Raw genomic sequence first — 24,807 nt, 5'->3', positions numbered from 1 at the left:
AAAAGAGCAAACTTAAAAAAACCATAAATAAATCAGGTTAAATATCTAAATCAGCACTAAATTTAAGATCGATAGGGGCTAATGCTATAAACACTCTGCCGCAGTATTCGAGGAATTATGAAACGCAAGCATAGTTATCTTAAAAAGTGACGCACGTAGGACTTAAACCTGCGCTGGTATCAAAGCTTTTTGCCTACCCTGTTTATCTACCCTTTTTATCTAGTTTCTGGCGATAGAACCCGAAGCCAACTACTCAGCCTCTTTTATAACTTGGCTAAACTCCATCACAAACTTAGCCCCTTGCTCTGTAGGTTGCGCAGACACTTCACCTCCCATCAACACGGCAATTGAGTTATAAACAATATTCAGACCAATCCCCAAGTTACCATCTTGAATACTGGAGGTATAAAACGGCGTGAATATTTGACTTAACTGATCATTTTCTATGCCTACCCCGTTATCTTCGTACGTTATTGTTACCCAACCCTCTTTTACGTCGATGGTTATGTTAATTTGGTTGTCACTTCTTTGCGAAAACCCGTGATGAACTGAATTATCAACGAGTTGATCCAAGGCATTTAATAATAATTCTGGGTACCCCTCGATGTGCACGGTGTCACCCTCAATATTTGTCGTTACTCCACACTTATATTTACCTAATAGTCCAGCAAGCTTATCATTAATAAACGCACGTAAATCAATCGATGTTGATTCCATCCCTGTTAATGTTGTTGCAATTAATTTAAATTTCTCAACTAAACCTGCTGCCTTGCTACTGTTGTTTCTTACCAAGATCAACGCGTCTGCAGATTGTTCAATAAAGTCAGAAAGCATCTTTTGCGTTAACTTTTTCTCGTTTATTGCACATTTAATGTATTGCAGTCGTTCGGTCACTATAGACGTTGAAGTCACCACAATACCAAGGGGGGTATTCAGTTGATGTGCCATCCCAGACACTATGATTGTCAATGCAGAGAGCTTTTCCGCTTCAATTAATTGCTGCTGGGTTTCTTTAAGTTTTTTGAGTGTTTTCGCCTGTAACTGATTTTTCCCACGAATTCTATGAAGAAAGAAAACCAATAACCCAGCAATTACCACTGCGGCCACAACAAAAAGTATAAACTGACGCTTTATGGCTTTATTGCTCAACTCTCGAATGACATTTTCTTTAGTTAAATTAGCTATATCGAGTTCTTTACTGGTTACATCGACTTCAGCAAGGTAGTAAGCAACACTCACTTTAGACTGCCATTCAGAAAGCGTTACTTTCACATCAGCATATTGTTTGGTTGCCTTTAACGCCAAATCAAACTGCTGCAACTGTGTATAAATTGACGCTTGCAGTAAATAGGCTTCAGCTAACGATTTATGACGCTTAAATTTAATCGCCATACTAATTGATTGCTTAACATCTTTCAGTGCTTGTTCATATCGTTCTAGATCCAACAGAAGACGTGCTTTTCCTATTATGGGCGCGATACTGTAAGACAAGCTATCTGACTCTTTGGCGATATTTATTGCGGTGTTCAAATGGGTAAGCGCATTATTTACTTGCCCGCGTTGTCGATATATTTTACCTAGGTAATAATGTGACTCTGACGAAAAGTAATTAAAGTTGATGGCTTTTTGTGTTTCAAGCGCGCCCTGAAAGTGCCTGTAGGCTAGCTCAGTATTTCCTCTTACAAAAGCAAGTTTACCTAAATTGGTTAACGCAAGACTACTCATCGGGTCGTCTTTTCGCTCAAGTGCATCTTGATAAAACAAATCAAAATAATGCTCAGCTTGCTGCAAATGTCCCATCGCTAGATAAACAGTACCAATATTGTTCTCTGCTAATCTAATATCAACGTCTCGTTCATTCTCAATTGAAATACGATAGCCATCAAGATAATGCTCAAGGGCAAGCTCATACATTTCTATTCGGTTGAAAATAGTGGCAGTTAATCCGTAATAAAAAAACAATAAGGACTCTTCTAATTCTGCATCCAAAACTTTGCACTGTGCAAGTTCTCTCAATGCCTCTTCAAGGCGGTCAACCAAAACTAATGCCCATGTTTTAGCGTATTTCAATCTGATACGCTGCCTCAGAGTTAGCTTATTTCCTTCTTCCTTTTTTATTCTTTCGATTTCCGCTATCGCTTTAAGTGGGGAGTCGCCATTAAGATAGTGGATATGTTGACTAATCTGGCTAAATTCCGGTTCAGAAAACGGCGTAGAGGCAACACAAGTAGTACAAAAAAATACAATAAAGAAGCACCATATCTTATACAAAGCCAACACCATAGAATAAGCCTCACCCTTTGTAAGCATAGCAAAAGCTCACATAAAGTTTTTGCTAGCTAACTCGGTGTGATTTCCCCCAAAATAAAGGCGCGGCTCATTCCTCCCACCGACACTATGTTTCGGTCACTCAACATTGAAACTCGTTGACAGAGTTTAGTTTAGTACGTGGGCGAAGTATTCACCGTAGTAAAACACCCCACTACAACTCATCATCGACACGGCCTGTATGGCGGCATACAAACTTTGCCACCTCCGTCGTCCTGAGCTAATGCCAATCTTCGTCTCCCTGAACTGGTTTCAATCTCTGCCGCTCTGAACTGGTTTCAACCTCTGCCGCCCTGAGTTTGTTTCAACCTCCGTCGCCCTGAACTGGTTTCAATCTCAGTCGCCCTGAACTGGTTTCAATCTCAGTCGCACTGAGCTGGTTTCAATCTCAGTCGCCCTGAACTGGTTTCAATCTCAGTCGCCCTGAACTGGTTTCAATCTCAATCGCCCTGAACTGGTTTCAATCTCAGTCGCACTGAGCTGGTTTCAATCTCAGTCGCTATGATCTAGTGTCAACCTCCGTCGCTATGATCTAGTGTCAACCTCCGTCGCCCTGAACTGGTTTCAGGGTCCATGATTTGACCCAATAAACAATACAAAGGCGCACACATAAGATCCCTGTATTTTATATCTGCCCTTTTTATTTACTTATAAAAGTGAGTGCAAGCAAAGCGTTTGACGTCATTTTGATTAATTTGTTCATTCACGTTTTGTGACCAGCACGCCTTGAAGCTGTGTGCATAAATTTGACAATAGGCGACCATACCAATGCCTAAAGCAAGATGCCGTTAACGGCACCAAGCTGACTTTACTTGTTGTATTTTATCGTTGAACCAAACTAAACCAGTTACCTGAGTTGTCTATGCCCATAGCTTCCACGCCATAAAGCTGCTCTGTCGGTGGCTGCATAAACTCCACTCCTTTAGCCACAAGCTCTTCGTACGTCTTTTGGCAATTTTCAGTTTCGAAAACACCCGCCCCAAATGCCCCCTCTTCGATCAAACTTCGTATCTTTTCGGCAGAATCTTTAGTGAACATTGGTCCCTCTTTTGGCTCTGCCAATACCAACTGAAGCTGTGAATTAGATTTCGGATATACCGTTAGCCATCGGAAATCGCCCTCTACTTTCATGTCATCACCGACTTCGAACCCGAGCTTATTTTTATAAAAATCAAGTGCTTCATCCTGATTCAGTACATATATTGTGGTGTGTGCTATGGATGTGATCATCTCAATACTCCTTGTTTTAATGTCTCTTTATTCTATAGAAATAATCACAATGATATTTCTCCAATATTGCTCAATTAGTCGATTTCCCTAAAAAATTATACGCATAACATGCCGGTATAGCCTGTGATGGAAAGCGATACGATTCTGCAGACAAAGCCCAAAGCTTACGACGATACACCGTGGGCGCCATACCCACTTGTTTTAAAAATAATGAAGAAAAACTACCAAGGCTTGTATAACCCACTTTCTCGCAAATTTCTGAGACACTAAAGTTTTCAGTAATAAGCATCTTCTTAGCTTGCTCAACTCTAAGACGAATCAAGAATTCGTTAGGCGTTTCTCCATAAGTGTTCTTGAAAACACGCAAAAAATGGTAAGGGGACATATATGAATATGTTGCCATACCAGATAAGCTAAGCGGAGCGTCATAGTTATCAGCAATATAATCTCTGCCAGCATTCAGTCTTTCAAATTTATAGTTTGTAGCCATAAAATATACTCATTAATCTACATAAAATATAACAACTTTTTTGCTGGGTACTCTCTTCATTCTCTAGCGTTAAAATTAAGCAAGCACTCCGTTTCATACTGTCAAATTAATATAAAGTAAAAATAAATACAAATACTCATTTTACGGGAACAGGATAATCCCCCAATAGAACATGTGCTGTTGTCGATTTGCAAAAGTCATTATCCAACGACCGTTTACTTCAACATGCATTTAGATGTAATTATAGAGGAATTCCGATAAGAAGTTCACCACTCATAGTTACGGGAGACAAACTTTTAAGGCAGAAAGTGTTATTGCTTGATAACGAGGAGATCATATAGCTTATTCAGTGGCGGATAATAATTTTCTAAAATGTATAGCGAAGCGAAAGCCCTGTAAACTAATAGCTGTACCGCTTTAAATCCTTGTTATGTATTTATGACACCATAATTAAAGGTGACTTTTTATAAAATTTGAATTCTATTAAATTACCTGCAGGATCATTGATAATAAATTTACCTGATTCGCTATTATCATCATTGGTTTTTTCGTTAGGTGGAAGAACAAATGGTAAAGTATCAACTTCAACCTTTTGAATAATAGACAACCATTCTGCTTTTTCTAAAATGACACCAAAATGGTCTATAGATTGAGCTTTCATAGTTTCTGTTTCTTGATGAAGAGTTAATTGGTGGCCGAAAAAGATAATATCTATCCATTTTCCTGTATCCCTGCCTTTTTTACAGCCGAGAAAGTTGACATAAAACTCTTCTGATAAACGTAACTCAGGAACAACAAATGATAAATGAAATGGATTGCTCAATTTGACTCCTCAACGTGAAAAATACTTAGCGCCGCCTTAAGCGGTGAATAATAGTTGGCTAAAATGTGAAGCGAAGCGGAACCGAGCAAACTGTAAAAAGTTCCGCTTTAATTGCTTGATATATTTCTATTTCACCACTTTTGGCGGTAAATAAATAGTAAATTCATTAATCGGTTCAATTAGTACACTATGAGGGGTTTGTTGTTCCTCTTGAGTGACTAAACCTAAGCGAGATAGTAAACCAAAACTAGCAAACTTAAGGTTTGCAGAAGATACTTCTAATTGCTTGTGCCACACCCTATACGTACCTAATTTACCATCTCGACGATGATAAAAACCAGCTAAAGGGTGCGTTAGGTATACTAGACCCGTTTCTGTATCAGGGAAGCCTGACAATTCAATTTTGGAGTCTTTGGTTTGTGTTAATTCAACATTAGCTGGAGCCCAAGTGGCTTCTGTCGTCATTTTGTATTTACGGTATCTTTGTTGTGGTTCATCATATTCACATTCAAATTTAACTTCACCACTATACCAAGGTAAGTTCCAACAAAGTCTTGGTACTGCAAGTGTCCATGAATCTAAAGTTGTACCAAGAAACCAAACGCATCGCTCATTTGTTTCTTGATCGATAATATAAATTCGATAGTTTGTTTGTCCCATTGTGAACTTAGGAAATGGCATAACCGCAGATGTAAAATCTACATCGATAAAAGGAACTACGGAAATTAAAGCTTTTTCTTCACCATTAATTTTTAAAGTATCTAGTTTAAAACGCTCAGGAAAAAGCCCATCAAACCTTGAAGGATCAACTGCATAGGTGATAATCGCAAAATGTTGTAATTTACAGAGAACATCAATCCATTTAGGAGAAGGTCTTGGGTGAAGAAAATCGTTTAATTTTAATGAATCCAACGCCGAGCCATCCTTGAAATATAACGAGCCTGTAGAATTACTCGTTTTAACTTATTTTTTTATTGATGCCTCAACCATAGCCGAGTTCCTATTTTGATTCAATCGTTTAGTGGCTTTCCACTTCGATTTTCAAGATGCTCAGTACGCGTGCACGAATACAATATGCAAAGTTGCTTACACCTGACTTGAGCCTGAAACTAACTGGATCACAATAATGAAACCAGCCGCCTTGAATAGTGCCATGATGAGGTTAACCGATGAATGTCTCGGCTCTGGCATCCTGCTTCGCTCTACTGCCTAAATCCATTTAAGCATAGTGTTCCTGCGAATCCATAAGGAAGTGGACAAAAGTAGGCAGCAATAAGAGAGCCTCACTATGTGTTTGCCGCAAGCAACTTGCTTAACAGCCACATCGACCGATGAAATAAACGAATTTGATTATTGATTTAGAGTTGGCCGTCACTGTATAAAAACGGCCAAAAAGAACACTAGTGCCTATTGACAGAGTTAAGGCTCATATGTGTTATACGTATTTATTTCCGAACGACGAGGTCTCCGGATGAAAACCATATTTGCCTGTTATTAAATAATTTTAGAGTTGGCCGTCATTGTATAAAAACGGCTAAAAAGAACATTAGTGCCTATTGACAGAGTTAAGGCTCATATGTGTTAAGTGTTTCATGCTACAGCGACAACAATTGGAAGTGTGCCATCTGCAACATAATCAGTACCACAAGCTTCATCCCAGTGGTAATGACAGCCAGCTTCAGTATCTTCTTCAAAATCAAAGAATGAAGAAAATACCTCTAGATTCTTAAGACTTCCTGAAACTACGATCCCCATTCCTTTCTCATACACAGCAATGGCTGGGCCTTCTCCAGCCCTTACAATCATTGATTTTTCAAGAAACTTATAAGGTTCAGAACTCGCGTCAGTATCAAAAGTAAATTCGATTTCTTCTTTTTCTTTGATACGTTCAATTTTCAAGCGCATGTCTTTTAGTTCAGCAACATCACCAGAAACTGATACTTCATCTTCAGACCGATATAGTTTCATTTATATATTCCTGACACTTAACTATTTAGTATTTATGCAGCACGTTGTTTGTGCTGCATAATCGCTTGTTGGACTGAGCCGCTACCTGCTCGGTGTGTCAGAGTTGGTGTTATTTATGCTATGGGAATTTGCTTTTAGTGGCGTAACTTGTCTCGAGCCTATTTTATTGGCTTGTCTTTCGTGATTAAGCCATCCCTGCATTACTCAGTACGTTTTATCCTGCCATTAGAGCTAATTTTCGCTGATTTATCAATGATATTTTCACCGCGCACGCACTTTTCTAGCCTGAACACTTAAGCAGGTTAACCCGTTGATTTAATTCAGCAAGCTCTGCTGCTAGCTCGTTCGTGCTAATTTCATGACCTCTTCACTTGAATTAACTATTTCGTTAAATCGTAAGACCCCGATTTTGCATACTTCACAAGGCTAATCAGGGGATGATGCTGCTTTAGACTTTTTCTTTTTATCAATAAGTGACATCTATTCAAAAGTTAATGCTGGTCATCGTGTCACAATCAATTTACGTTGGGTGTCTTCTAAAATGTTACAGGCTAAAATTAGCGACGAAGGAGCGCAAGCCTGCTGTTTTGCGTCCGTGGTTTAGGCACTTGTTAGGTATACTTTAACCTTCTAAGCTCATTGGCGTTTGGAAGTGGCTTTTCTGGCCTGTTTAAGCAATATCTGCAATTTGAGTCACCACACTTTTTCTCTAACCACTTATTACAGTACGCACAAATATATGCGTCATAATCGTCGTAATAAATAACTTCCGAATTACAGTAAGCACATTTTGTAATGTCAGCATCCATTATTTGCCCATTTATTTGATAGCACCCTGCAATTGTTACAGTGCCATCTTTCGGGTTTTCGACTATGTACTCTGAATCTTCCATGTATACCCAACAGCGTTTTAGCGTGAATGCCGATAAACACTCTGCCCTTATTTCATGCAGAGGAAATCAGAACCGCTAATTAATTTAATATATATTAATAACTTAACACTTTTCCTTCACCACAACAATCACCTTTCCACACCGGATGAACCCGATAATTGACTTAACCGAGAATGAATTTGACTCGTTATGTAAAATCCAAAAAGTAAAAAACACTATAAATTCATGACTATAAAGATTTCACTTTGAGTTAACCGAGCGTAAATCTCACTTTACATAGCGAGAAGGAAAGCTGTACTTGCTGAATAACCCACCCCTTTCAGACCTCAAAAAATCACAGAGTAATTGCTTACCCTGTGATCGCCGTTTTGAGCCCAGAGCTGGATACATATATAAAAGTTCAGCTCTGCTTACTCATGTGATTTATTTACTCACGCTATTTATTAACCGTTAACTGATAACTCCCTGCGCCTGAATACGAATACACCAATATGCGGTAATAACCGCTAGCTGCATTGTAATTAATTGATTCCTGCGAAGACGGTGTTTCAGATATCGCGACTTGCTGCCAGCTGCCATTGGTCCACTTTTCAAGTTTTAAATCAAAGTCGGCATTGCTTGGGCCGGCAAGTTGTAAGCCAATGGTGCCACCCGCGTATTGAAACCAGCGACCATCTGGGTGAACGTGCTGTTCTTTGTTCGCCAGCGTGCCAGTATACACATCACCCGTTGGGGGCGGTGTGCCGGTGACAAGCTCAAATGACATTGTGGCTGCAGCGTCTGAAATATTCTTAATCGACAAGCCTGAATCTTGGCCATTCCACCACAGTGCATTGGTGCCTTTATTGGTTAATGCATTGGGTAAAGTACTTGAAAACTCTCCTGCGGCTTTAAATAAGTCGCTATTGTCACCGCGGTTAATGTTGTTTTCTGGATCTCGATTCGCGTCGGCGTGTTCCATTTGAATATACGGTCGCCACTCATTCGAGTTACTACCTGCATTGTCTACGTGCCAAATTGCAAGCCCCGAGTCTAACTGCTCTGAATTTTGTCCTGCACGATGAACCGCTTCAATGTAAAACGCTTCGTTTCGGTTGGCTGGGTTAGTCCACTTATATGACGTGTTACTTGCCGACGTATGCGTTAACACCCCTTTAGGTGCATTGCTATTTATGGCGGGGTTTAGCTCTGTGACTGCATCCCACCCAGCAAGATTTCGAAAGTGTGCCACTGGAGGCGTAGGTTTAAACTTATTGGTCGTGCCAATTGCACCATAGCCCATCACGCCAAAGCTTGCGACAGAGCCTTCTGAGCTGCCATCATAGTCATATAAGTCTGGCCAATTGGTGATCAAGTGCCCTGATTCATGTACAAAGGTACCAATGGCTAAGCTATCACGCATATCGGTGATCTGGTATCGGTCGGTACATACGCCGTCAGCACAAAATTGGGGGCTCAACCGAGCCATGTGTGGCCATAGCCCTTTTGACCAACTGCTATCAGAATTACCCGCATAAAAAATGTTTAGGCCTTTTATTTGCTTACTGCTGTTGGTTGATAACGTCGAAAAGTCAAAGCCTTGCTGTACTTCAAGCCAATCTAAGGCTTCTTTTATCAGCTCCTGTGAGCGCACCGTAGAGCTATAACGGCTGTCGGCATAGTACGATTTGTTCTTTTTCGCGGTGTAGTACTGAGTTACCGTATTGGTATAATCTAACTTCCCCCCTGAGACCGACCTAAAGTACCCGCGTACCGACTGCGCATTACCAAATTCGGTGTAATTTATATCATTTAGAAAAGACTCAATTTGGCTTTTATTGATGGTGCCGCGCTGATCAGGAAAATCAATAATAATGGTAAGGCCTTTTACATTACCCGCGGCCTCTTCAAGTGTAGTGACTTGATGTACATCGTGCGTTACATGAGGTTGGGTTTGATTGTTAACTACAATATGGCTGTGTAATTGCTCGGTACTTAACAACATGGCTTGTTGCGCTTGTGCTACTTTTGCGCTGACAGCGGCGGGTGTTAATGTTTTCACATTTTGCACATGTTGTTGTAACATGCCTTTTTGTGAAGCCCGATGGTCAGCTGCATCTTGCTGCGAGTTATTCGCGGTGTCCGCCTTGGCTAACACCCCAGTCGAAATAAGCTCAGCCCCATCACTTGATACCTCAGCATAAGCTAAGCCATTTAATTGATTATCAAATACAACCAATCGTCCGTCGCTCGTACGCTGATAAGCAAAGTAATCGTTCCCGTCTAGGGAGATGGAGAGTACCTCTCCATTTGGCTGCGTATAATGATACTGTGCATTGTCATAGGGGATTGCCGCATTGGCAATCGTGCTCACTAAGGCTAATTTAGCCAAAAGTAATGTGTTAAACCGATACATGTTTGTTCCTTAAATAAGCTCAAGAAACATACAATTAACATTTAATGTATAAATAAGCAACAAGTTACTATTTGCGTCAATGGGTTCATTTATTCAGTAAATTGATCAGCTCAGCGCGCAGGGCCATTGATTGTGCGGGGTTCATGGCTGCCAGCCGGCCTTTAGCATCATTTGGAATATGGGTATGCTTATCTTCACTATTAAAAATATAGTGATCAAATATGCTTTGCCAAGCCGCTTTTTCGTGTGCAGGTAACTGGGCTAATGATAATAACGCATGGGTTAATACGTCACTGGGCATACCTAAATGGCGCGGCGCATCTCGCCACCAATAGTTGATCAACGCATTGACATGACTCTTACCTTCAACATGATGCCACCATAGGCTAGGGATATAGAGCATATCACCGGGATACACATCGCATACAAAGGCGTGAGTTTGCGCCTCTTTATATCGCGGAAAACGCATTAAATCGGGGTCGGTTATATCGACTAAACTCACCACCTGCCCTGCAGGCGTTACATCTATGGGGCCTGGGTATAAGTTTTTAATTTGCTCAGGAGCAAACAGGGTAAACTGGCGCTTGCCGGCCACCACACAGGCTAAGTTATCTGGTACGTCATAATGGGCTGCAATTTTAGTTTTGCCCCCTAGCCACAAACTGGTTAATGCGCTGTCGTGTTTATGGCTGTCTGCATGTGCAAAATTAAATGGGGTCTGTGCAGTTAAGCCGGGCAAGCAATACTCTAACGTGGTAGAGCCCATATACACGGTATCTGTCGCTTGAGTTGTTTCTTGAACCGAGGTCTGATTTTTTAAATAACGAATAATCTCAGCCAATGTGGTTTTACTTTGTGTGAAGTTCTTGTTGGTTAAGCTGTCATCGTAAAAAAATCGGCCGTTATACTTTGCCGCCAGCCAGCAGGCAAATACTGGCACGTTTGCATCAAATTGAGCTATGTAATCAAAAAATGCCTCATCAGAGTGCATTGCCGCTTGAACAATAGGCCAGCTGTGCCCAGCCCCTTTAAATAAAATAGGTTGGCTTTGCTGTTGTGTTACCTCAGTAATTAACGACGAAATTTGCGTTTGGTCAGGCAGATCAAAAGTAAGTACGCGGTTCATTTAATGCCCTTAAGCTTCACTTTGCGATGGGCTTTGGCGCTCGCTTTGTTGCTGGTTTTGGTTCAACTTTACATTGACCAAGTTTTTTAACTGCCCAAGAGACGCCATCACCATATAAATATGCTGTAAATAACCTACTTGGTGCAGCGCTTCAAGGGCACTTGCGTCTAACTGACGTAAGTTATCTTCATTGATGGTGTACAAGCCAGTTAAGGTATCTGATCCTACTTTAAGGGTGGCACTTTCCAACAATTCATATTTAAGTAAGCTTTGCATAAAGGCTTCGTCGTCAGCATGTCCATGATGAATGGCCTGTAAAACACTGTTTATTTGTGTCAAATATTCACTATTGCCGCCATGCTCTAAAAATAGCGGCTCACCACGTTCATGGTTTACTCTGGGATGTGCCACATCAATGTGCACTGCCGCGACTTGCTCGGGCACACCGTTGTTTATGTGCTCTGTAAACCCAATTAAAAACGGCGCACGTAATATCGACAGTGGCATGTACTCGGCCATCCAATTATCGCTTTCTAAATATAAATTTTCTCTCTCAACAAACCCCAATAAAACCACCGAGTGAAACAGCCCTGTTTGTGCGTTCTTTTTGAAAAAAATCACATACTCATTTTGCAATTGCACAAACTCGCTGGGGAATACTCCCGTAATACTCACATCATCGCCAAGTTGGCTACTACGATGGGTCATTACTTTAATTTTATGATGGTCTTTATTATTAACTAGCTCAACTTTGCTCATTGTCACCTCTGTTTATATTTTTGGTATGCCATGGGTCTTAATATTCAAAAGCAATGCTCGGTTTGTGGGTAAGGTCTGTTTACCCTGCTCAGCAAAGCGATTTACGCTGAGCTGAATGTCTTTAAAAAGTGTCTTTGACTGCGCCGATAAAACCGATTGTGTTATGGCTGTTTCAAACCCCATGCCATATAAAATATATTGGTAACTTGCCACCGAAAATATATCGTTTTTGTGGGGTAAGTCTTGATGCTTAGGCACTTGATAACGCCACAATGCCAATAGTTCACTCAAGTTTTTCGGTATGCCTTGTGAGCGCATAGTTTGCCAATATTCACTGTCAGCCCGATTGCTCAGCACATAATGCAATTTTAAAAATGCCACCGCACTTTGCCAATGATGGCTAAACTCTCGGTTAAAACGTGCTGCGACCGTTTCCATATGCACGTGGTTTTGCGGTAAGTTTTCAGCAATATACGCCGCACTTAACTCAATCATAACCAACGCAGATGCCTCTAAAGGCTCTAAAAACCCGGCAGACATACCCACTGCAACACAGTTTTTATACCAAAGCGTTTGCCTATACCCGGGGTTAAACTTAATTGTGCGAATAGCCTCAGCATCAGGTTTGCTTAACCCTTGTTTTTTAATATAGTTTAACAACGCAGCCTTGGCGATGTGCTCACCGGTAAACTCACTGGCAAACGTATAGCCAATACCACGGCGTGTGGGCAAAGCAATGTCCCATATCCACCCCTCAGTTTGTGCGGTAGAAAGTGTGCAAGAATTTATATCGCACTCACTGCTCTTGTGAGGCACTTGCACCGCGATCGCTGAGTCATTTTTTAACACCTGCTGTTGACTCAGCCAGGGTACTTTATAGTGTTTATCAATTAGTAGTGCCGCGCCGCCACTACAATCAATAAATAGCTCTCCCACCACGTTACCGTATGTTTTCGTGATCACAGCCTCTATGTTATCGGTGCATTGTCCACTAACCCCTATCACCTCATCCACAATATGCGCGACGTGTAATTGCTCAGTGCAATGCTTTTTTAAAAGTTTTGCAAATTTATCTGCATCTAAGTGGTAGCCATAATTACCTTGGCCTGCAAATTCTTTGTCGCTACCGAGTTTGGGCGCTAATTTGGCGTCACACCATATTGCTTGTGGGCACAACATCTGGGCAAAACTAAGATCTGAACTTCTAGGAACATGTGCTGAATGACCTTGCGCATACCCTGCGGGTAATGAAAACGGGTGGTAATAATTGTCAGGCACCTGACTCGACCCCCAATTGATAAACTGAGAGCCTTGCTTAAATGATGCGTCACAACTGCGCATAAAGTCTGTTTCACTTATGCCTATTTTTTGCAGTGTATCTCGCATCGTAGGCCATGTGCCTTCACCTACACCAATGGTTTTAATATTCGCGGATTCGATGAGCGTAACGTGCACCTGCTCACCATGATGGGCGGCAATAACGCCCGCGGTTAACCACCCTGCACTTCCTCCACCAATGATGACAATGCGTGTCACTGTACTATTTGATGTACTGTTTTCTGATGCACTACTTTCTGATGTACTGTTCTTTGATGTGTTAGCCGTCGTATTGTGACCCATATTCTCAACCATACTTTCAACCGCGCTATTAACCGACTTTTCAACCTTAACTTAACCAAGCTGGTTGTCGCTGTGTTGCGTGCTTTATCGTATAAACGGCTGCATCACAGATACAGCCGTTTATTTTTAAACACACTATTCAAATCAATTATTTAAAAAGTATAGCGGGCCCCAATATTATAGCGAGCACCATATTGCGCCCCATTTAAAAACTGCTCTGGGTAGCGCACATATACACGTTGCGTTTGTTCAGTAATATTTAACCCTTCAAAAAACACCACTAGTTGATCGGTCACTTGATAGTTCACATTTAAATCCACCTGCGAGTATGCTTCAGTAAATACTGGTGATGAATGCTGATCAAAACCCGATAAAAACTCATCACGCCAGTTATACGAAAGCCTGACCGATAAGCCGTCTTTATCGTATATTGCCGAAAAGTTAGCTGAATCACTCATACCCACTAACGCAAATTGTGGGTCAACCACATCTCGGTCGACTTCAACATCGCCGCTGACTTTCGTGGCATTGGCTTGTAAACCAAACCCAGATTCACCAAACATATGCTGAACGGCAAACTCCCACCCATACAAGCGCGAGGCACGTAAGTTTACATCTCGAGATACCGCAAAACTTGCTAACGGATCATCAGTATTACCCGCTATTCGCGTTCCTGCATCACGGCCCATATTTTGGTTAATCCGGTCATGAATAGCCTGATCTGATGGCTGAATACCCTCTGCAATCAGCTCTTGTCGTGCTTGCTCGGCGCGAGGGCCAATAAACGCATCGGTTAGCCCTGCAACGGTTTCGTTGGTGGTCACATTCACTAAAAAGTTATCTACTTTTTTATTAAAATACCCGATCGAGACGTAACTACCTTCTTCATAATAATACTCAGCCGATAGGTCATAGTTATCCGCTACATATGGTTTTAACTGTGGGTTGCCGACTTCTACTTTGCGTTGCCCCACTTTTGGGTTGCCAATGAAGTTTTTGGTAGAGCCTAGCGCCTCAATTGATGGGCGTGTCAACGAACGCGAGTAAGATGCACGTAAAATCACATCATCAACAATTTCATAGTCAATATCGACACTGGGTAGTAACTCTTCGGTTTCACCTTCACCTTGCGAAAAGCTCTGATCGGTGGCGTACACATACTCCCACTCATTACCATTCACCCACTCCATCGACACCGCAGGGCGCTCCAAACCCGCAGAGGTGACCTCAGTTTTTTCATAGCGCAAGCCAACAAGTACATTTAACGGCATGTCATCCACATCAAACGTCATGCTCACTTGGGTATACAGCGCAGTTGTTACTTCTTCAACCCGGCTGTCGTTATCTATGGGGCCTGATTGAAACTTGCCATTTACATCAGTTGGCCAGCCTGAATTGTAGATGTCTGGTGCAATGGTATCTTCAATGGTTTCAAACAAATGCAACACCGAATCAAAATCCGCCGTGACATAGTAATCTATGGCTTTATTATTGCCGTTAGAGAAGCCATCAAGGAGTGAGTTTATCCCCACTCGTTCAAACATATCATCAGGGAAATGTACCGCAGACCAGTTCCACCAGCCGGCTGGTAAGTTTTGCGAAAAAGCTTTGGTTTGCCTAAATTCCATTTTTGTATGTGCGCCACCAAAACTCACTTTATTCACAAAGCCATCATTTTGATTTACCCACTCACCTTTTAACTGAAACTGCTGCATATCATTTTCACTGGTGTCGTTCGTGACAGCACCAAACAATGAACCAATATCAGCACCTGTAAGCTCAGCTTGAGGCTGGCCCTGCCCATCAATTAAATCAAGCCCCCATAATGGGATCCCGCTACCATCGACGGTATTAGATTTAACATTAATGTTTGCGGTATTTGGGCCAAACTCTGGCCCAGAGTCTGCACAAAAACCACAAAACGTATTACCTATAATTAAAAACGCATCAGAGCCCAACCCTGCTCCGCCGTTGGTGGCCGATGAGTCATGCACATCTAATTGCAGCTCTAGGGCGTCACTTGCTTGCCAAGTTAGGTTGAAACCCAAAGACTTGTTTTCATTTTCATACTGAGCACGGCTTAGATTTGTTGCATAATCGCCGCCAATTTCAGCTACATCGGTATAAGTGCCATTTTCGTTAATGGTGGCGCTTTTTACATTACCACCATTGTTAAACCACACGCCAAACCCATTTCGATTTGACTCAAACTCGAGTTTTGAATAGGTGTAGTCAACCGTTGCTTCAATGTCATCGTTGATGGCATATTGTAAAACCAGCTGACCATTAACACGGGTACGTTCGTTGTCGTTAATCGAGTAGCCTGAATTTTGCGGATACCAAGTCGCACCATCCGCACGCTGATTATTGTCGGTTAATGCCAAATTAGGAGATGCGGCAAGGTTTACATTGGGGATCCAATTATCAATTGCTGCTTTTTGTTCACGATTATTACGGTCTTGATATGAACCCGACAACAAAACGCCTAGCCTGTCTTCCATAAAAGTATTACTAAAAATACCCGAAATTTCTGGGGTAATGTCATCGCCTGTTTCGTTCGAGGTTTCGAGTACCCCTTTTAACCCCAACGACGCTTTTAAGCCCGACGAGGTAAGCGGCTTAGCCGTGATCATATTCACTGTTGCGCCAATGCCCCCACTGGGTAAATCGGCTTTCGTGGTTTTATAGACTTCAACCGCGCTGACACCTTCTGTCGCAATATTTGCAAAATCAAACGAACGACCCCCAACAGTTGGCATTTGGCGACCGTTTAAAGTAACGAGGTTAAATTCAGGGCCCATACCCCTTACCGTTATTTTACTTCCTTCGTTATTACTTCTATCAATAGATACCCCCGTAATACGTTGCAAAGATTCTGCAAGGTTTGCATCTGGGAACTTACCAATATCTTCAGCAGTGATGGCATCTACCACACCCGTTGCACTGCGCTTTACATCCATTGACTTGATTAAACTGCCTTTTATTCCTGTGACTTCAATCACTTCTATTTTTTCTTCTTCGGCAGCATTAGCCAACGATACTAAATTACCGCCAAGGATGAGCGATAAACTCGTTGCTAACACCGATTTATTGAATTGCTTGGTTTTCATAGAATGTCCCCAGACCACACCATATGTTTAGTGCTTATGTGTAAAAGTAGCTCAAAAACTACTTTTGCAAATAAAGCACTGAGTTATACGCCCAATTACGTTATTGTGTTTTATTAAATGTAAGCGCTTACATTTAAAGTTAGAATATTATATTTCTTCCGTCAACTATTTATTAACTAAACCACAACTAAATTATTAATTTTGTGTCATTGCTCACTGTTAACCAACGTATTCAAAGCACTTTAAACATCAGTTTAATTACTTAATTTCAAAGAATTAACTGAGTAATTGACTTGAATTTCTAACTTCAAGTTTTGGCACAAAAACGTCTCGAAGTACCAAACCAGATTTATCATATGTTTTTGCTAAAATGTAGTTCGCAGCCATTTTTCCCATTTGAAAAATAGGATAATCCACCGTTGTTAACGTGGGGTACAAATAGCGGGCATATATAATATTATCAAACCCTACAATGGATAATTGATCAGGAATAGTTAGATTAAGCTCACGCGCACGGCTCATCACGCCCGATGCCATTTCATCATTGGCACAAATAATGGCACTGAACGCTTTGCCTGTGCCCAACAAGGCATCTAACCCAGCACTGCCTGACTGTTGCTGATAATCACCTTCAAACACCAGTTCGCTATCAAATGCAATATCGGCGTCTTGTAATGCCAATTTGTGCCCGTTTAGTCTGGCTTGTGCATCCTGCTTCCAACTTGGGCCGCTGATATAGGCCACCTGAGCGTGCTGCAAATCTAGTACATGCTGCGTAGCAAGATAACCGCCCTGCTGATTATCTAAACAAATACAATGGGTTGAGATTTGCTCTATGTAGCGATTGATTAATACAAAAGACACGCCCTTTGCCGCTAAGTCGATTAAATACCCGTCAGAGACCGCTTCAACATGCAATATTAAAGCGTCGCACTTACGGCCAATTAAAAACTCAATACTGGCTTGCTCTGTGTCGGCATTTGAGTGACCCGATGCGATAATGGCATGTTTACCTTCACTACGCAGTGTTTGCTCTATGGCGCTCATCATATCGCCAAAAAACGGACCATGTAGCTCCGACACCAGTACGCCCACACTATTGGAACAATTCGACGCCAAAGATTGAGCGATGGCATTGGGTTGATAACCCAACTCTGCCATTGCACTGAGTACTTTTTCTTTGGTTTTATCGCTCACGCGTGCGTTGTTATTCATCACCCGAGAAACCGTTGCCAACGACACCCCTGCAAGTTCAGATACCTGATAAATTGTCGCCATTAAACACCCTCGTTCTGCTTCGCTCTCAGCTTAGTGAATTGCTAAACTACGCTTTTTATTATGCTGTTTTACACAACTGACTTTGCACCTGTGCCATTTCACCCGCGTTTAATTTATAGCGCGTCATGATCATCGCAACCACCAACGAGCCAATCGCCGGTAAGAGGGTGAAGCTCAGTACTATACCTTGCTGGGTATCTGATGACTGCACCATATCTGCTTGATATCCATAATAACTTAATTGCCACCCTGCAATCGCGCCTCCCAATGCAATACCCAGTTTAATAAAAAACACCACCGATGAATAGACCATACCGGTGATCCTTCGTGACGTTTTAAGCTGCCCATAGTCAATAGTATCAGCCATCATTGCCCACAAAATTGGCGTTGCCATTTGCAAAGAGAAGCTCCACATTGCAAACATCACAAACGCCCACTGCCACTGCTCTTTGGGTACCCAATAAGCCAGTGCACATAACAGTGCGCTGATCAATTGCAGTGCGACATAGGCTTTTACTTTACACAGTCTATTAGCCAGCCAACTGGAACACGCACACCCTAAAATACTCATTATCATGCCAAGGGTAACAAAATGCGTGACCAAATCGGGCAACTCTAAATAATACTTCACAAAATAAACGGCCAATGACGCCTTTAGAACCTGGCCTGTTAACAAACACAGGCCCGCGAATGATAACAACTGCCACTGATCGTTTTTAGCCAGTAATTTAAAATCCGAAAAAACAGAGGCCTTAGCCACTCTTTTTTGATGAGGTAACACCCGTTCGGTCGTACCTAAAAAGCACAGTAAAAACAAAACTAACCCCAACACACTCATCACAGCCATTGTGTATTGATACCCTTTTTGTTGATCACCTTCCCCGAGTAACTCCACCAAAGGCATGGTGCCAGCCGCAATGATCAGTCCGCCTATCATGCCACAGACAAATCGATACGATTGCAAAGATACGCGCTCTTTCGGGTCAACCGTTAATACCCCCCCCAAAGCGGAGTAAGGGATATTAATTGCGGTATAAACCAGCATGAGTAATGCGTAAGTTACGAATGCATAAGCGACTTTTAATTCATAAGGCCAATCTGGTGTGGTAAATGCCAGTACACAGATCACAGAAAAAGGTAGCGCTAACCACAATAGATAGGGCCGATACTGGCCATATTTAGTATGTGTTCTATCGGCTAGCGCACCCATCAGCGGATCAGTAACAGCATCAAATATCCTCACCACTAAGAATAAAGTGCCGACCAATGCGGCATCAATTCCCATTACATCGGTGTAAAATATTAATAAGAACATCATCACTGTTTGGAAAATAAGATTACTTGCTGTATCACCTAACCCGTACGCTATCTTTTCTTTTTTTGTTAGTATCATGCGTCACCTCGCGAATGCATTATTATCTGTTGAGCAGCATATTCCTGTATTGTTTTGCGCTTTCTTTTAAAGTGCGTTGTTGTGTTTGGTAATCGACATAAACGATACCAAAGCGTTTCTCATAACCTTCGGCCCATTCAAAATTATCCATTAGGCTCCATGCAAAGTACCCCCTAACATCTACACCTTGCTTCATCGCGGTGTCTACCGCCGCAAGGTGCGTGTTAAAGTAAGCAACTCTGTCTAAATCAATTATTTGCCCCTGCATCGGCTCGTCATTCATGGCGGCCCCATTCTCTGTGATATAAACAGGGGGTAAAGTGTAGTGGTGATTTAAATCAATCAACAATTTACTTAAACCCTGAGGGTAAATTTCCCATCCCATTTGAGTTACACTGAACGTTGCAGGAGCCACTAATTCAAAGCCTTCTTGTTCGCAACTACGATATACCGAACGACTGTAGTAGTTCACGCCCAAAAAATCTAAATTAGCAGCAATAATATCCATATCACCGACTTTGATATCTGGCTGATGATCAGAGCTTAGCGAGTCAATAATATCTGGGTATTTACCCTCAAGCAGAGGTTTAATATACCAATGATTAAAATGCTGATCGGCGAGCCTTGCTGCGTCTATATCGGCTTGATTGGTGCTCGCAGCAAAACAAGGACTAAAATTGAGCACAATACCATTTTGACTTTCAGGGCTGTTTTTTTGCAATACTTGCATGGCGAGACCATGGGCTAGCAATAAGTGATGTGCTGCTTTTTTACCGTATTGCTTTCCTGATATACCCGGCGCGTGAATACCTATCTCATACCCTAAATACGCGCTGCACCAAGGTTCATTTAATGTTGCGTATGAATATACTTTACCTTTAAACGCTTTGCTTACCACATCAACATACTGCTCAAACGCATAGGCCGTCTCTCTGTTTAACCACCCTCCATTGTTTTCTAGCGCTTGTGGCAAGTCCCAGTGATATAAGGTAACAAAGGCTTTTATGTCGCGTTTTTCAAGCTCAGTTAATAAATCAAGATAAAACTGCATCCCTTTGGTATTAACTGACCCATCATGATTTAGCACCCTGCCCCACGATACCGAAAACCGATAGGCACCAACTCGTAAGCTATCAATTAACGATACATCATCACGCCAATGGGTCAGATGATCGCAGGCAACGTCCCCATTCGATCCATCCACAATGGCACCAGATTTATGACAGAATGTGTCCCAAATGGTGGATTGTCTTGTACTTGATTGACCTTCAATTTGAAAAGCAGACGTTGCCACACCAAAAATAAACTGCCAGTCGTTCATCATAGAATTGTCTGGAATAGTTAACTGCGTCATTGTGCCGTCCTATCTGTTTTGAGCTGTCTATTTAGCGCAATTTTTTACGTTTACATCACACAATGTAGCAGGTGTTTTTTTAAAACTAGGTTGCTTTAGTTAATTGGTGTGCTATAAATGAAAGCGCTTACATTTATACTAAAGTTAATCGTTAAGCATCATTTGGTCAAGAAATTTAAAACGAGAATAACAAATCAACAGCACGAAACAGGTTGTATAGGAGTCATTATGGCAGGCATACCGATCAGCACACACTCAGAGCATCATGCGCAAAGTGGCAGTCAAAACACCCGCTTTGCGTTAGGGTCATTAACCACACTTTTTTTCATGTGGGGGTTTATTACCTGCCTCAATGACATTTTGATCCCCTATTTAAAAGCCATGTTCTCCTTAAGTTATACTCAAGCGATGCTGATACAATTTTGCTTTTTTAGCGCGTATTTCATTGTCTCTTTGCCTGCTGGCAAGCTGATCAGCAAACTCGGTTTTCAAAGAGGTATTGTGCTAGGCCTTATCATTGCCAGTATAGGCTGTACTTTGTTCTACCCCGCAGCCGCATTAAAACAATATAGCCTGTTTTTAGGGGCGTTATTTGTATTAGCCTCAGGGATCACCATTTTACAAGTATCAGCCAACCCTTTTGTCAGTATTTTAGGTGACAGCAAAACAGCCTCGTCACGATTAACCATGACACAAGCATTTAATTCACTTGGGACAACCGTCGCGCCTTTGTTCGGCAGCACCATGATTTTATCCGCAGGGATCGCTGCAAGCGATGGCAAAGCAGACCAAAGCTCTGTGCAAACGGCCTATTTAATACTTGCGGGCACGTTATTTATTCTTGCGGTGATATTTTCGTTACTTAAATTGCCCACATTAAATGCAGCGCAGCCAAACACAAACACTGTGGACCCTGCGCACACTCACCGATTTGAAGCACTCCAATATAAGCACTTATCGCTCGGTGCCATTGCGCTCTTTTTGTACGTTGGTGCAGAAGTCAGTATTGGCAGTTTTCTGATCAACTATATTGGATTAGATAATATTGCAGCACTTGAGGAAGCAGAAGCCGCCCACCTGATAGCCTATTTTTGGGGTGGTGCTATGGTAGGTCGGTTCATTGGCGCAGCAGTCATGCAAAAAGTCAACGCAGCACACGTGCTGGTATTCAATGCATTGGCAGGTTCAGCGTTACTGTTATTTGCCATGCTCGGTAATGGTAAAAGTGCAATGTGGGCTATGCTGCTGATTGGTCTGTGTAACTCTATTATGTTTCCTACTATTTTTAGCCTCGCAATCAACTCTTTAAAGCAACTCACCAGTCAAGGCTCTGGCATTCTGTGCTTAGCCATTGTAGGTGGCGCTATTTTACCTTTATTACAGGGTGTTTTAGCCGATGCGATTGGATTACAGCACTCTTTCATATTGCCACTATTGTGCTTTTTATACATAGCCTACTACGGTTTAAAGGGTACGACGGCACAGAAATTCTCTCGATTTACTAAGTAATTGGAATGAAAATGACAACACCACTTCACTATATCAGTGTGCTTTTCATGTCGCTGTCAACACTGAGTTGTACACAACATGAATCTCAAACAACCACAAAACCCAGTGTGTGGCCAACTTTGCACTATAAACTTGCTACAAACTCTGACGTTGAACAGCAGGTTGAATCTATACTCGCCCAGATGACGTTAGAGCAAAAAGTCGCACAGATGATCCAACCAGAAATTCGCGATATCACCGTTGAAGATATGCGCCGGTATGGGTTTGGTTCATACCTCAACGGGGGTGGTGCTTTTCCCAATAACAACAAACACGCCAGTGCAGCTGATTGGGTTAATCTGGCTGAGCAAATGTACCAAGCTTCTATAGACGATAGCTTAGATGGCAGTAAAATCCCGACTATGTGGGGAACCGACGCCGTTCACGGCCATAATAATGTAATTGGCGCCACTTTATTTCCTCATAATATCGGCCTCGGCGCTGCGAATAATCCCGATTTAATTGAAAAAATTGCCCAAATTACCGCAAAAGAAGTGATGGCAACCGGAATTGACTGGGTCTTTGCCCCCACGGTTGCCGTAGTGCGTGACGACCGTTGGGGCAGAACCTATGAAGGGTATTCTGAAGATCCGGTTATTGTGGGCCAATATGCATCAGCCATTGTCACGGGCTTACAAGGCAAACCAAATAGCAATTTTTTAGGTGATGAACAGGTTATTAGTACTGTAAAGCACTTTTTGGGTGACGGCGGCACTGTTGGCGGTGACGACCAAGGTAATAATATCGACAGCGAACAAACCTTATTTGATATTCATGCCCAAGGCTATGTTCATGGCCTAAGTGCTGGCGCGCAAACCGTCATGGCGTCATTCAATAGCTGGCATGGTGATAAAATTCACGGCAATAAATATTTGCTCACCGATGTATTAAAGCAACAAATGGGCTTTGATGGCTTTGTGGTTGGTGACTGGAACGGCCACGGGCAAGTTAAAGGGTGCAGCAATGAAAGTTGTAGCCAAAGTATCAATGCAGGCCTAGATATGTTTATGGTGCCGACCAAAGCATGGAAGCCCCTGCTCCAAAACACCCTTGCGCAAGTACAGCAGGGGGAAATTGCATTATCACGTATTGACGATGCTGTATCGCGAATTTTAAGAGTAAAAATACGTGCCGGTTTATTCACAAAACCAAGTCCTGCTAAACGTATGTTAGCGGGTAAACAGCAGCTAATCGGCCATGCTGAACACCGAGAAGTCGCCAAGCAAGCTGTACGCGAAAGCTTAGTACTGCTTAAAAATAACCAACGGGTACTCCCACTTGCTCCACACAGCCACGTACTCCTAGCCGGTGATGGTGCTGACAACATCGCAAAACAATCTGGCGGCTGGTCAATCACATGGCAAGGTACGGGCAATACCAATGATGACTTTCCTGGTGGAAGTTCCATTTATGATGGCGTGCTGAAGCACGTGAATGCAGCGGGTGGAAAAGTAACATTAAGCCCTAACGGGCAATTTAGCACTCGCCCAGATGTGGTGATCATGGTGTTTGGTGAAAACCCTTACGCAGAAGGCAACGGCGACTTAAATAGCCTTGAATATCAAAAGGCCAATAAACGAGATCTCGCTTTGTTGAAAAAGTTTAAACTACAAGGGTTACCCGTTGTGTCTGTATTTTTGTCAGGTCGACCGTTGTGGGTAAACCCTGAACTGAATCATTCAGATGCATTTGTTGCCGCGTGGCTACCGGGCACTGAGGGGGATGCCGTTGCCGATGTGCTATTTAAGAATCATGCAGACAAAATCAATTATGATTTTTCAGGTAAACTCTCTTTCTCTTGGCCTGCAAACGCAACCGACCATCTACTGAATGTGCATGACAAAGATTACATCCCATTGTTTGCTTATGGGTATGGCTTAACATATCGCGATAATATAGAAGTACCTCAGCTAAATACTGCGATAGCAAACACGTCATTAGACCCCAAAGTCCATGTTATTTTACAAGGGACAGTCAAAAACCCATGGTCGCTTAATATTGTCAGCCAAGCGCAGCAAAAACAAATGCGCAGCAATGCCGTTGAACTTGGCGATATTAAAGTAAGAACCATTGACAAAAATATTCAAGAAGATGCGCGTCAAATTACTTTTTCGCATACTCAACCCGCTAAGGTTGCCATTAGTCATGTTTTTCCTGAAGATTTGCGAGACTTTACCGCGCCAAATAGTGCATTAATGTTTGACATTAAAGTATCAAATAAAGCGGGATTTAGCGCCAAACTCGGCGTTAACTGCGACGTAAACTGTAGCCGAGGTATTCCCCTTGCAAACGTCGTAAATACTGAACTAATCGAACAATGGCAAAGTACGGCAATAAGTACCAAATGCTTTAGTCATGTTACCGCGTTTGCCAGCGTGTTTAGCCCATTTACGATTGCCGCAGAGGTCGACACGACCATTAGTCTCGCCAATATTCGTTTAGTACACACGCGACCAAAAGCGCACCCAATGCATCATTGCCCGTAATACAAC

General features: G+C 42.2%; 17 protein-coding genes and 1 pseudogene. 2 read left to right on the top strand and 16 right to left on the bottom strand.

Going from position 1 to position 24,807, the window contains the following annotated elements; all coding sequences use genetic code 11:
• Positions 1-249: 249 nt before the first annotated feature.
• The 16 genes and pseudogenes from PAUR_RS07645 to PAUR_RS07575 all read right to left on the bottom strand — a co-directional run bounded on the left by PAUR_RS07645 (position 250) and on the right by PAUR_RS07575 (position 20,767).
• Complete coding sequence (locus PAUR_RS07645) at positions 250-2,310, bottom strand: ATP-binding protein (protein ID WP_192507187.1); 2,061 nt, start codon at positions 2,308-2,310, stop codon at positions 250-252.
• 840 nt (positions 2,311-3,150) lie between these two features.
• Positions 3,151-3,558: a VOC family protein gene (locus PAUR_RS07640; RefSeq protein WP_192507186.1), complete on the bottom strand. Its 408-nt coding sequence runs from the start codon at positions 3,556-3,558 to the stop codon at positions 3,151-3,153.
• Between the two features lie 70 nt (positions 3,559-3,628).
• Positions 3,629-4,048, bottom strand: coding sequence for a helix-turn-helix domain-containing protein (locus PAUR_RS07635; RefSeq protein ID WP_192507185.1), 420 nt, complete (start codon positions 4,046-4,048; stop codon positions 3,629-3,631).
• Positions 4,049-4,484: 436 nt separating this feature from the next.
• Positions 4,485-4,871: a hypothetical protein gene (locus PAUR_RS07630; RefSeq protein ID WP_192507184.1), complete on the bottom strand. Its 387-nt coding sequence runs from the start codon at positions 4,869-4,871 to the stop codon at positions 4,485-4,487.
• Positions 4,872-4,997: 126 nt separating this feature from the next.
• Entirely contained in the window at positions 4,998-5,783 is a 786-nt protein-coding gene (locus PAUR_RS07625) for a DUF2071 domain-containing protein (protein WP_192507183.1), read from the bottom strand.
• 678 nt (positions 5,784-6,461) lie between these two features.
• A complete protein-coding gene (locus PAUR_RS07620) occupies positions 6,462-6,839 on the bottom strand; it encodes a hypothetical protein (protein ID WP_192507182.1) in 378 nt (125 codons plus the stop codon).
• A gap of 336 nt (positions 6,840-7,175) precedes the next feature.
• Positions 7,176-7,304 (bottom strand): annotated as a pseudogene (locus PAUR_RS24025) (IS91 family transposase); the annotation flags it as partial.
• A gap of 146 nt (positions 7,305-7,450) precedes the next feature.
• Entirely contained in the window at positions 7,451-7,732 is a 282-nt protein-coding gene (locus tag PAUR_RS07615) for a hypothetical protein (RefSeq protein WP_192507181.1), read from the bottom strand.
• Between the two features lie 436 nt (positions 7,733-8,168).
• Positions 8,169-10,127, bottom strand: a complete 1,959-nt coding sequence (locus PAUR_RS07610; protein ID WP_192507180.1) for a M6 family metalloprotease domain-containing protein — start codon at positions 10,125-10,127, stop codon at positions 8,169-8,171.
• A gap of 85 nt (positions 10,128-10,212) precedes the next feature.
• Positions 10,213-11,253 (bottom strand): cupin-like domain-containing protein, encoded by a 1,041-nt coding sequence (locus PAUR_RS07605; RefSeq protein WP_192507179.1) that lies wholly within the window; start codon positions 11,251-11,253, stop codon positions 10,213-10,215.
• Between the two features lie 9 nt (positions 11,254-11,262).
• The gene (locus PAUR_RS07600; RefSeq protein WP_192507178.1) at positions 11,263-12,012 is read right to left on the bottom strand and encodes a SapC family protein; all 750 of its coding nucleotides are present in this window, start codon (positions 12,010-12,012) and stop codon (positions 11,263-11,265) included.
• Positions 12,013-12,024: 12 nt separating this feature from the next.
• Positions 12,025-13,644, bottom strand: a complete 1,620-nt coding sequence (locus tag PAUR_RS07595; RefSeq protein ID WP_225738312.1) for a tryptophan halogenase family protein — start codon at positions 13,642-13,644, stop codon at positions 12,025-12,027.
• Positions 13,645-13,784: 140 nt separating this feature from the next.
• Positions 13,785-16,742, bottom strand: a complete 2,958-nt coding sequence (locus PAUR_RS07590; RefSeq protein ID WP_192507177.1) for a TonB-dependent receptor — start codon at positions 16,740-16,742, stop codon at positions 13,785-13,787.
• A 276-nt stretch (positions 16,743-17,018) separates the two neighbouring features.
• Positions 17,019-18,020 carry a LacI family DNA-binding transcriptional regulator gene (locus tag PAUR_RS07585; protein ID WP_192507176.1) on the bottom strand — a complete coding sequence of 334 codons (1,002 nt, stop codon included), beginning with the start codon at positions 18,018-18,020 and terminating at the stop codon, positions 17,019-17,021.
• 58 nt (positions 18,021-18,078) lie between these two features.
• On the bottom strand, positions 18,079-19,410 hold the full coding sequence (locus PAUR_RS07580) for a glycoside-pentoside-hexuronide (GPH):cation symporter (RefSeq protein ID WP_192508532.1): 1,332 nt from the start codon (positions 19,408-19,410) through the stop codon (positions 18,079-18,081).
• Positions 19,411-19,435: 25 nt separating this feature from the next.
• Positions 19,436-20,767 (bottom strand): GH1 family beta-glucosidase, encoded by a 1,332-nt coding sequence (locus tag PAUR_RS07575; protein WP_192507175.1) that lies wholly within the window; start codon positions 20,765-20,767, stop codon positions 19,436-19,438.
• A gap of 225 nt (positions 20,768-20,992) precedes the next feature.
• Here PAUR_RS07575 and PAUR_RS07570 point away from each other — a divergent pair, with 225 nt between their 5' ends.
• Positions 20,993-22,276: a sugar MFS transporter gene (locus tag PAUR_RS07570; protein WP_404821693.1), complete on the top strand. Its 1,284-nt coding sequence runs from the start codon at positions 20,993-20,995 to the stop codon at positions 22,274-22,276.
• Positions 22,277-22,281: 5 nt separating this feature from the next.
• Positions 22,282-24,801 (top strand): glycoside hydrolase family 3 protein, encoded by a 2,520-nt coding sequence (locus PAUR_RS07565; RefSeq protein ID WP_404821678.1) that lies wholly within the window; start codon positions 22,282-22,284, stop codon positions 24,799-24,801.
• Positions 24,802-24,807: the final 6 nt, after the last annotated feature.

This window comes from Pseudoalteromonas aurantia 208 (assembly GCF_014858725.1).
Taxonomy (GTDB): Bacteria; Pseudomonadota; Gammaproteobacteria; order Enterobacterales; family Alteromonadaceae; genus Pseudoalteromonas; species Pseudoalteromonas aurantia.
Note: the sequence above shows the minus strand (reverse complement) of the source record. Positions and strands in the feature narration are given on the sequence as shown.

Coding starts and splice junctions, on each gene's coding strand:
- PAUR_RS07645 (WP_192507187.1), bottom strand. CDS start 2,310: ATGCTTACAAAGGGTGAGGCTTATTCTATGGTGTTGGCTTTGTATAAG.
- PAUR_RS07640 (WP_192507186.1), bottom strand. CDS start 3,558: ATGATCACATCCATAGCACACACCACAATATATGTACTGAATCAGGAT.
- PAUR_RS07635 (WP_192507185.1), bottom strand. CDS start 4,048: ATGGCTACAAACTATAAATTTGAAAGACTGAATGCTGGCAGAGATTAT.
- PAUR_RS07620 (WP_192507182.1), bottom strand. CDS start 6,839: ATGAAACTATATCGGTCTGAAGATGAAGTATCAGTTTCTGGTGATGTT.
- PAUR_RS07615 (WP_192507181.1), bottom strand. CDS start 7,732: ATGGAAGATTCAGAGTACATAGTCGAAAACCCGAAAGATGGCACTGTA.
- PAUR_RS07610 (WP_192507180.1), bottom strand. CDS start 10,127: ATGTATCGGTTTAACACATTACTTTTGGCTAAATTAGCCTTAGTGAGC.
- PAUR_RS07605 (WP_192507179.1), bottom strand. CDS start 11,253: ATGAACCGCGTACTTACTTTTGATCTGCCTGACCAAACGCAAATTTCG.
- PAUR_RS07600 (WP_192507178.1), bottom strand. CDS start 12,012: ATGAGCAAAGTTGAGCTAGTTAATAATAAAGACCATCATAAAATTAAA.
- PAUR_RS07595 (WP_225738312.1), bottom strand. CDS start 13,644: ATGGTTGAGAATATGGGTCACAATACGACGGCTAACACATCAAAGAAC.
- PAUR_RS07590 (WP_192507177.1), bottom strand. CDS start 16,742: ATGAAAACCAAGCAATTCAATAAATCGGTGTTAGCAACGAGTTTATCG.
- PAUR_RS07585 (WP_192507176.1), bottom strand. CDS start 18,020: ATGGCGACAATTTATCAGGTATCTGAACTTGCAGGGGTGTCGTTGGCA.
- PAUR_RS07575 (WP_192507175.1), bottom strand. CDS start 20,767: ATGACGCAGTTAACTATTCCAGACAATTCTATGATGAACGACTGGCAG.
- PAUR_RS07565 (WP_404821678.1), top strand. CDS start 22,282: ATGAAAATGACAACACCACTTCACTATATCAGTGTGCTTTTCATGTCG.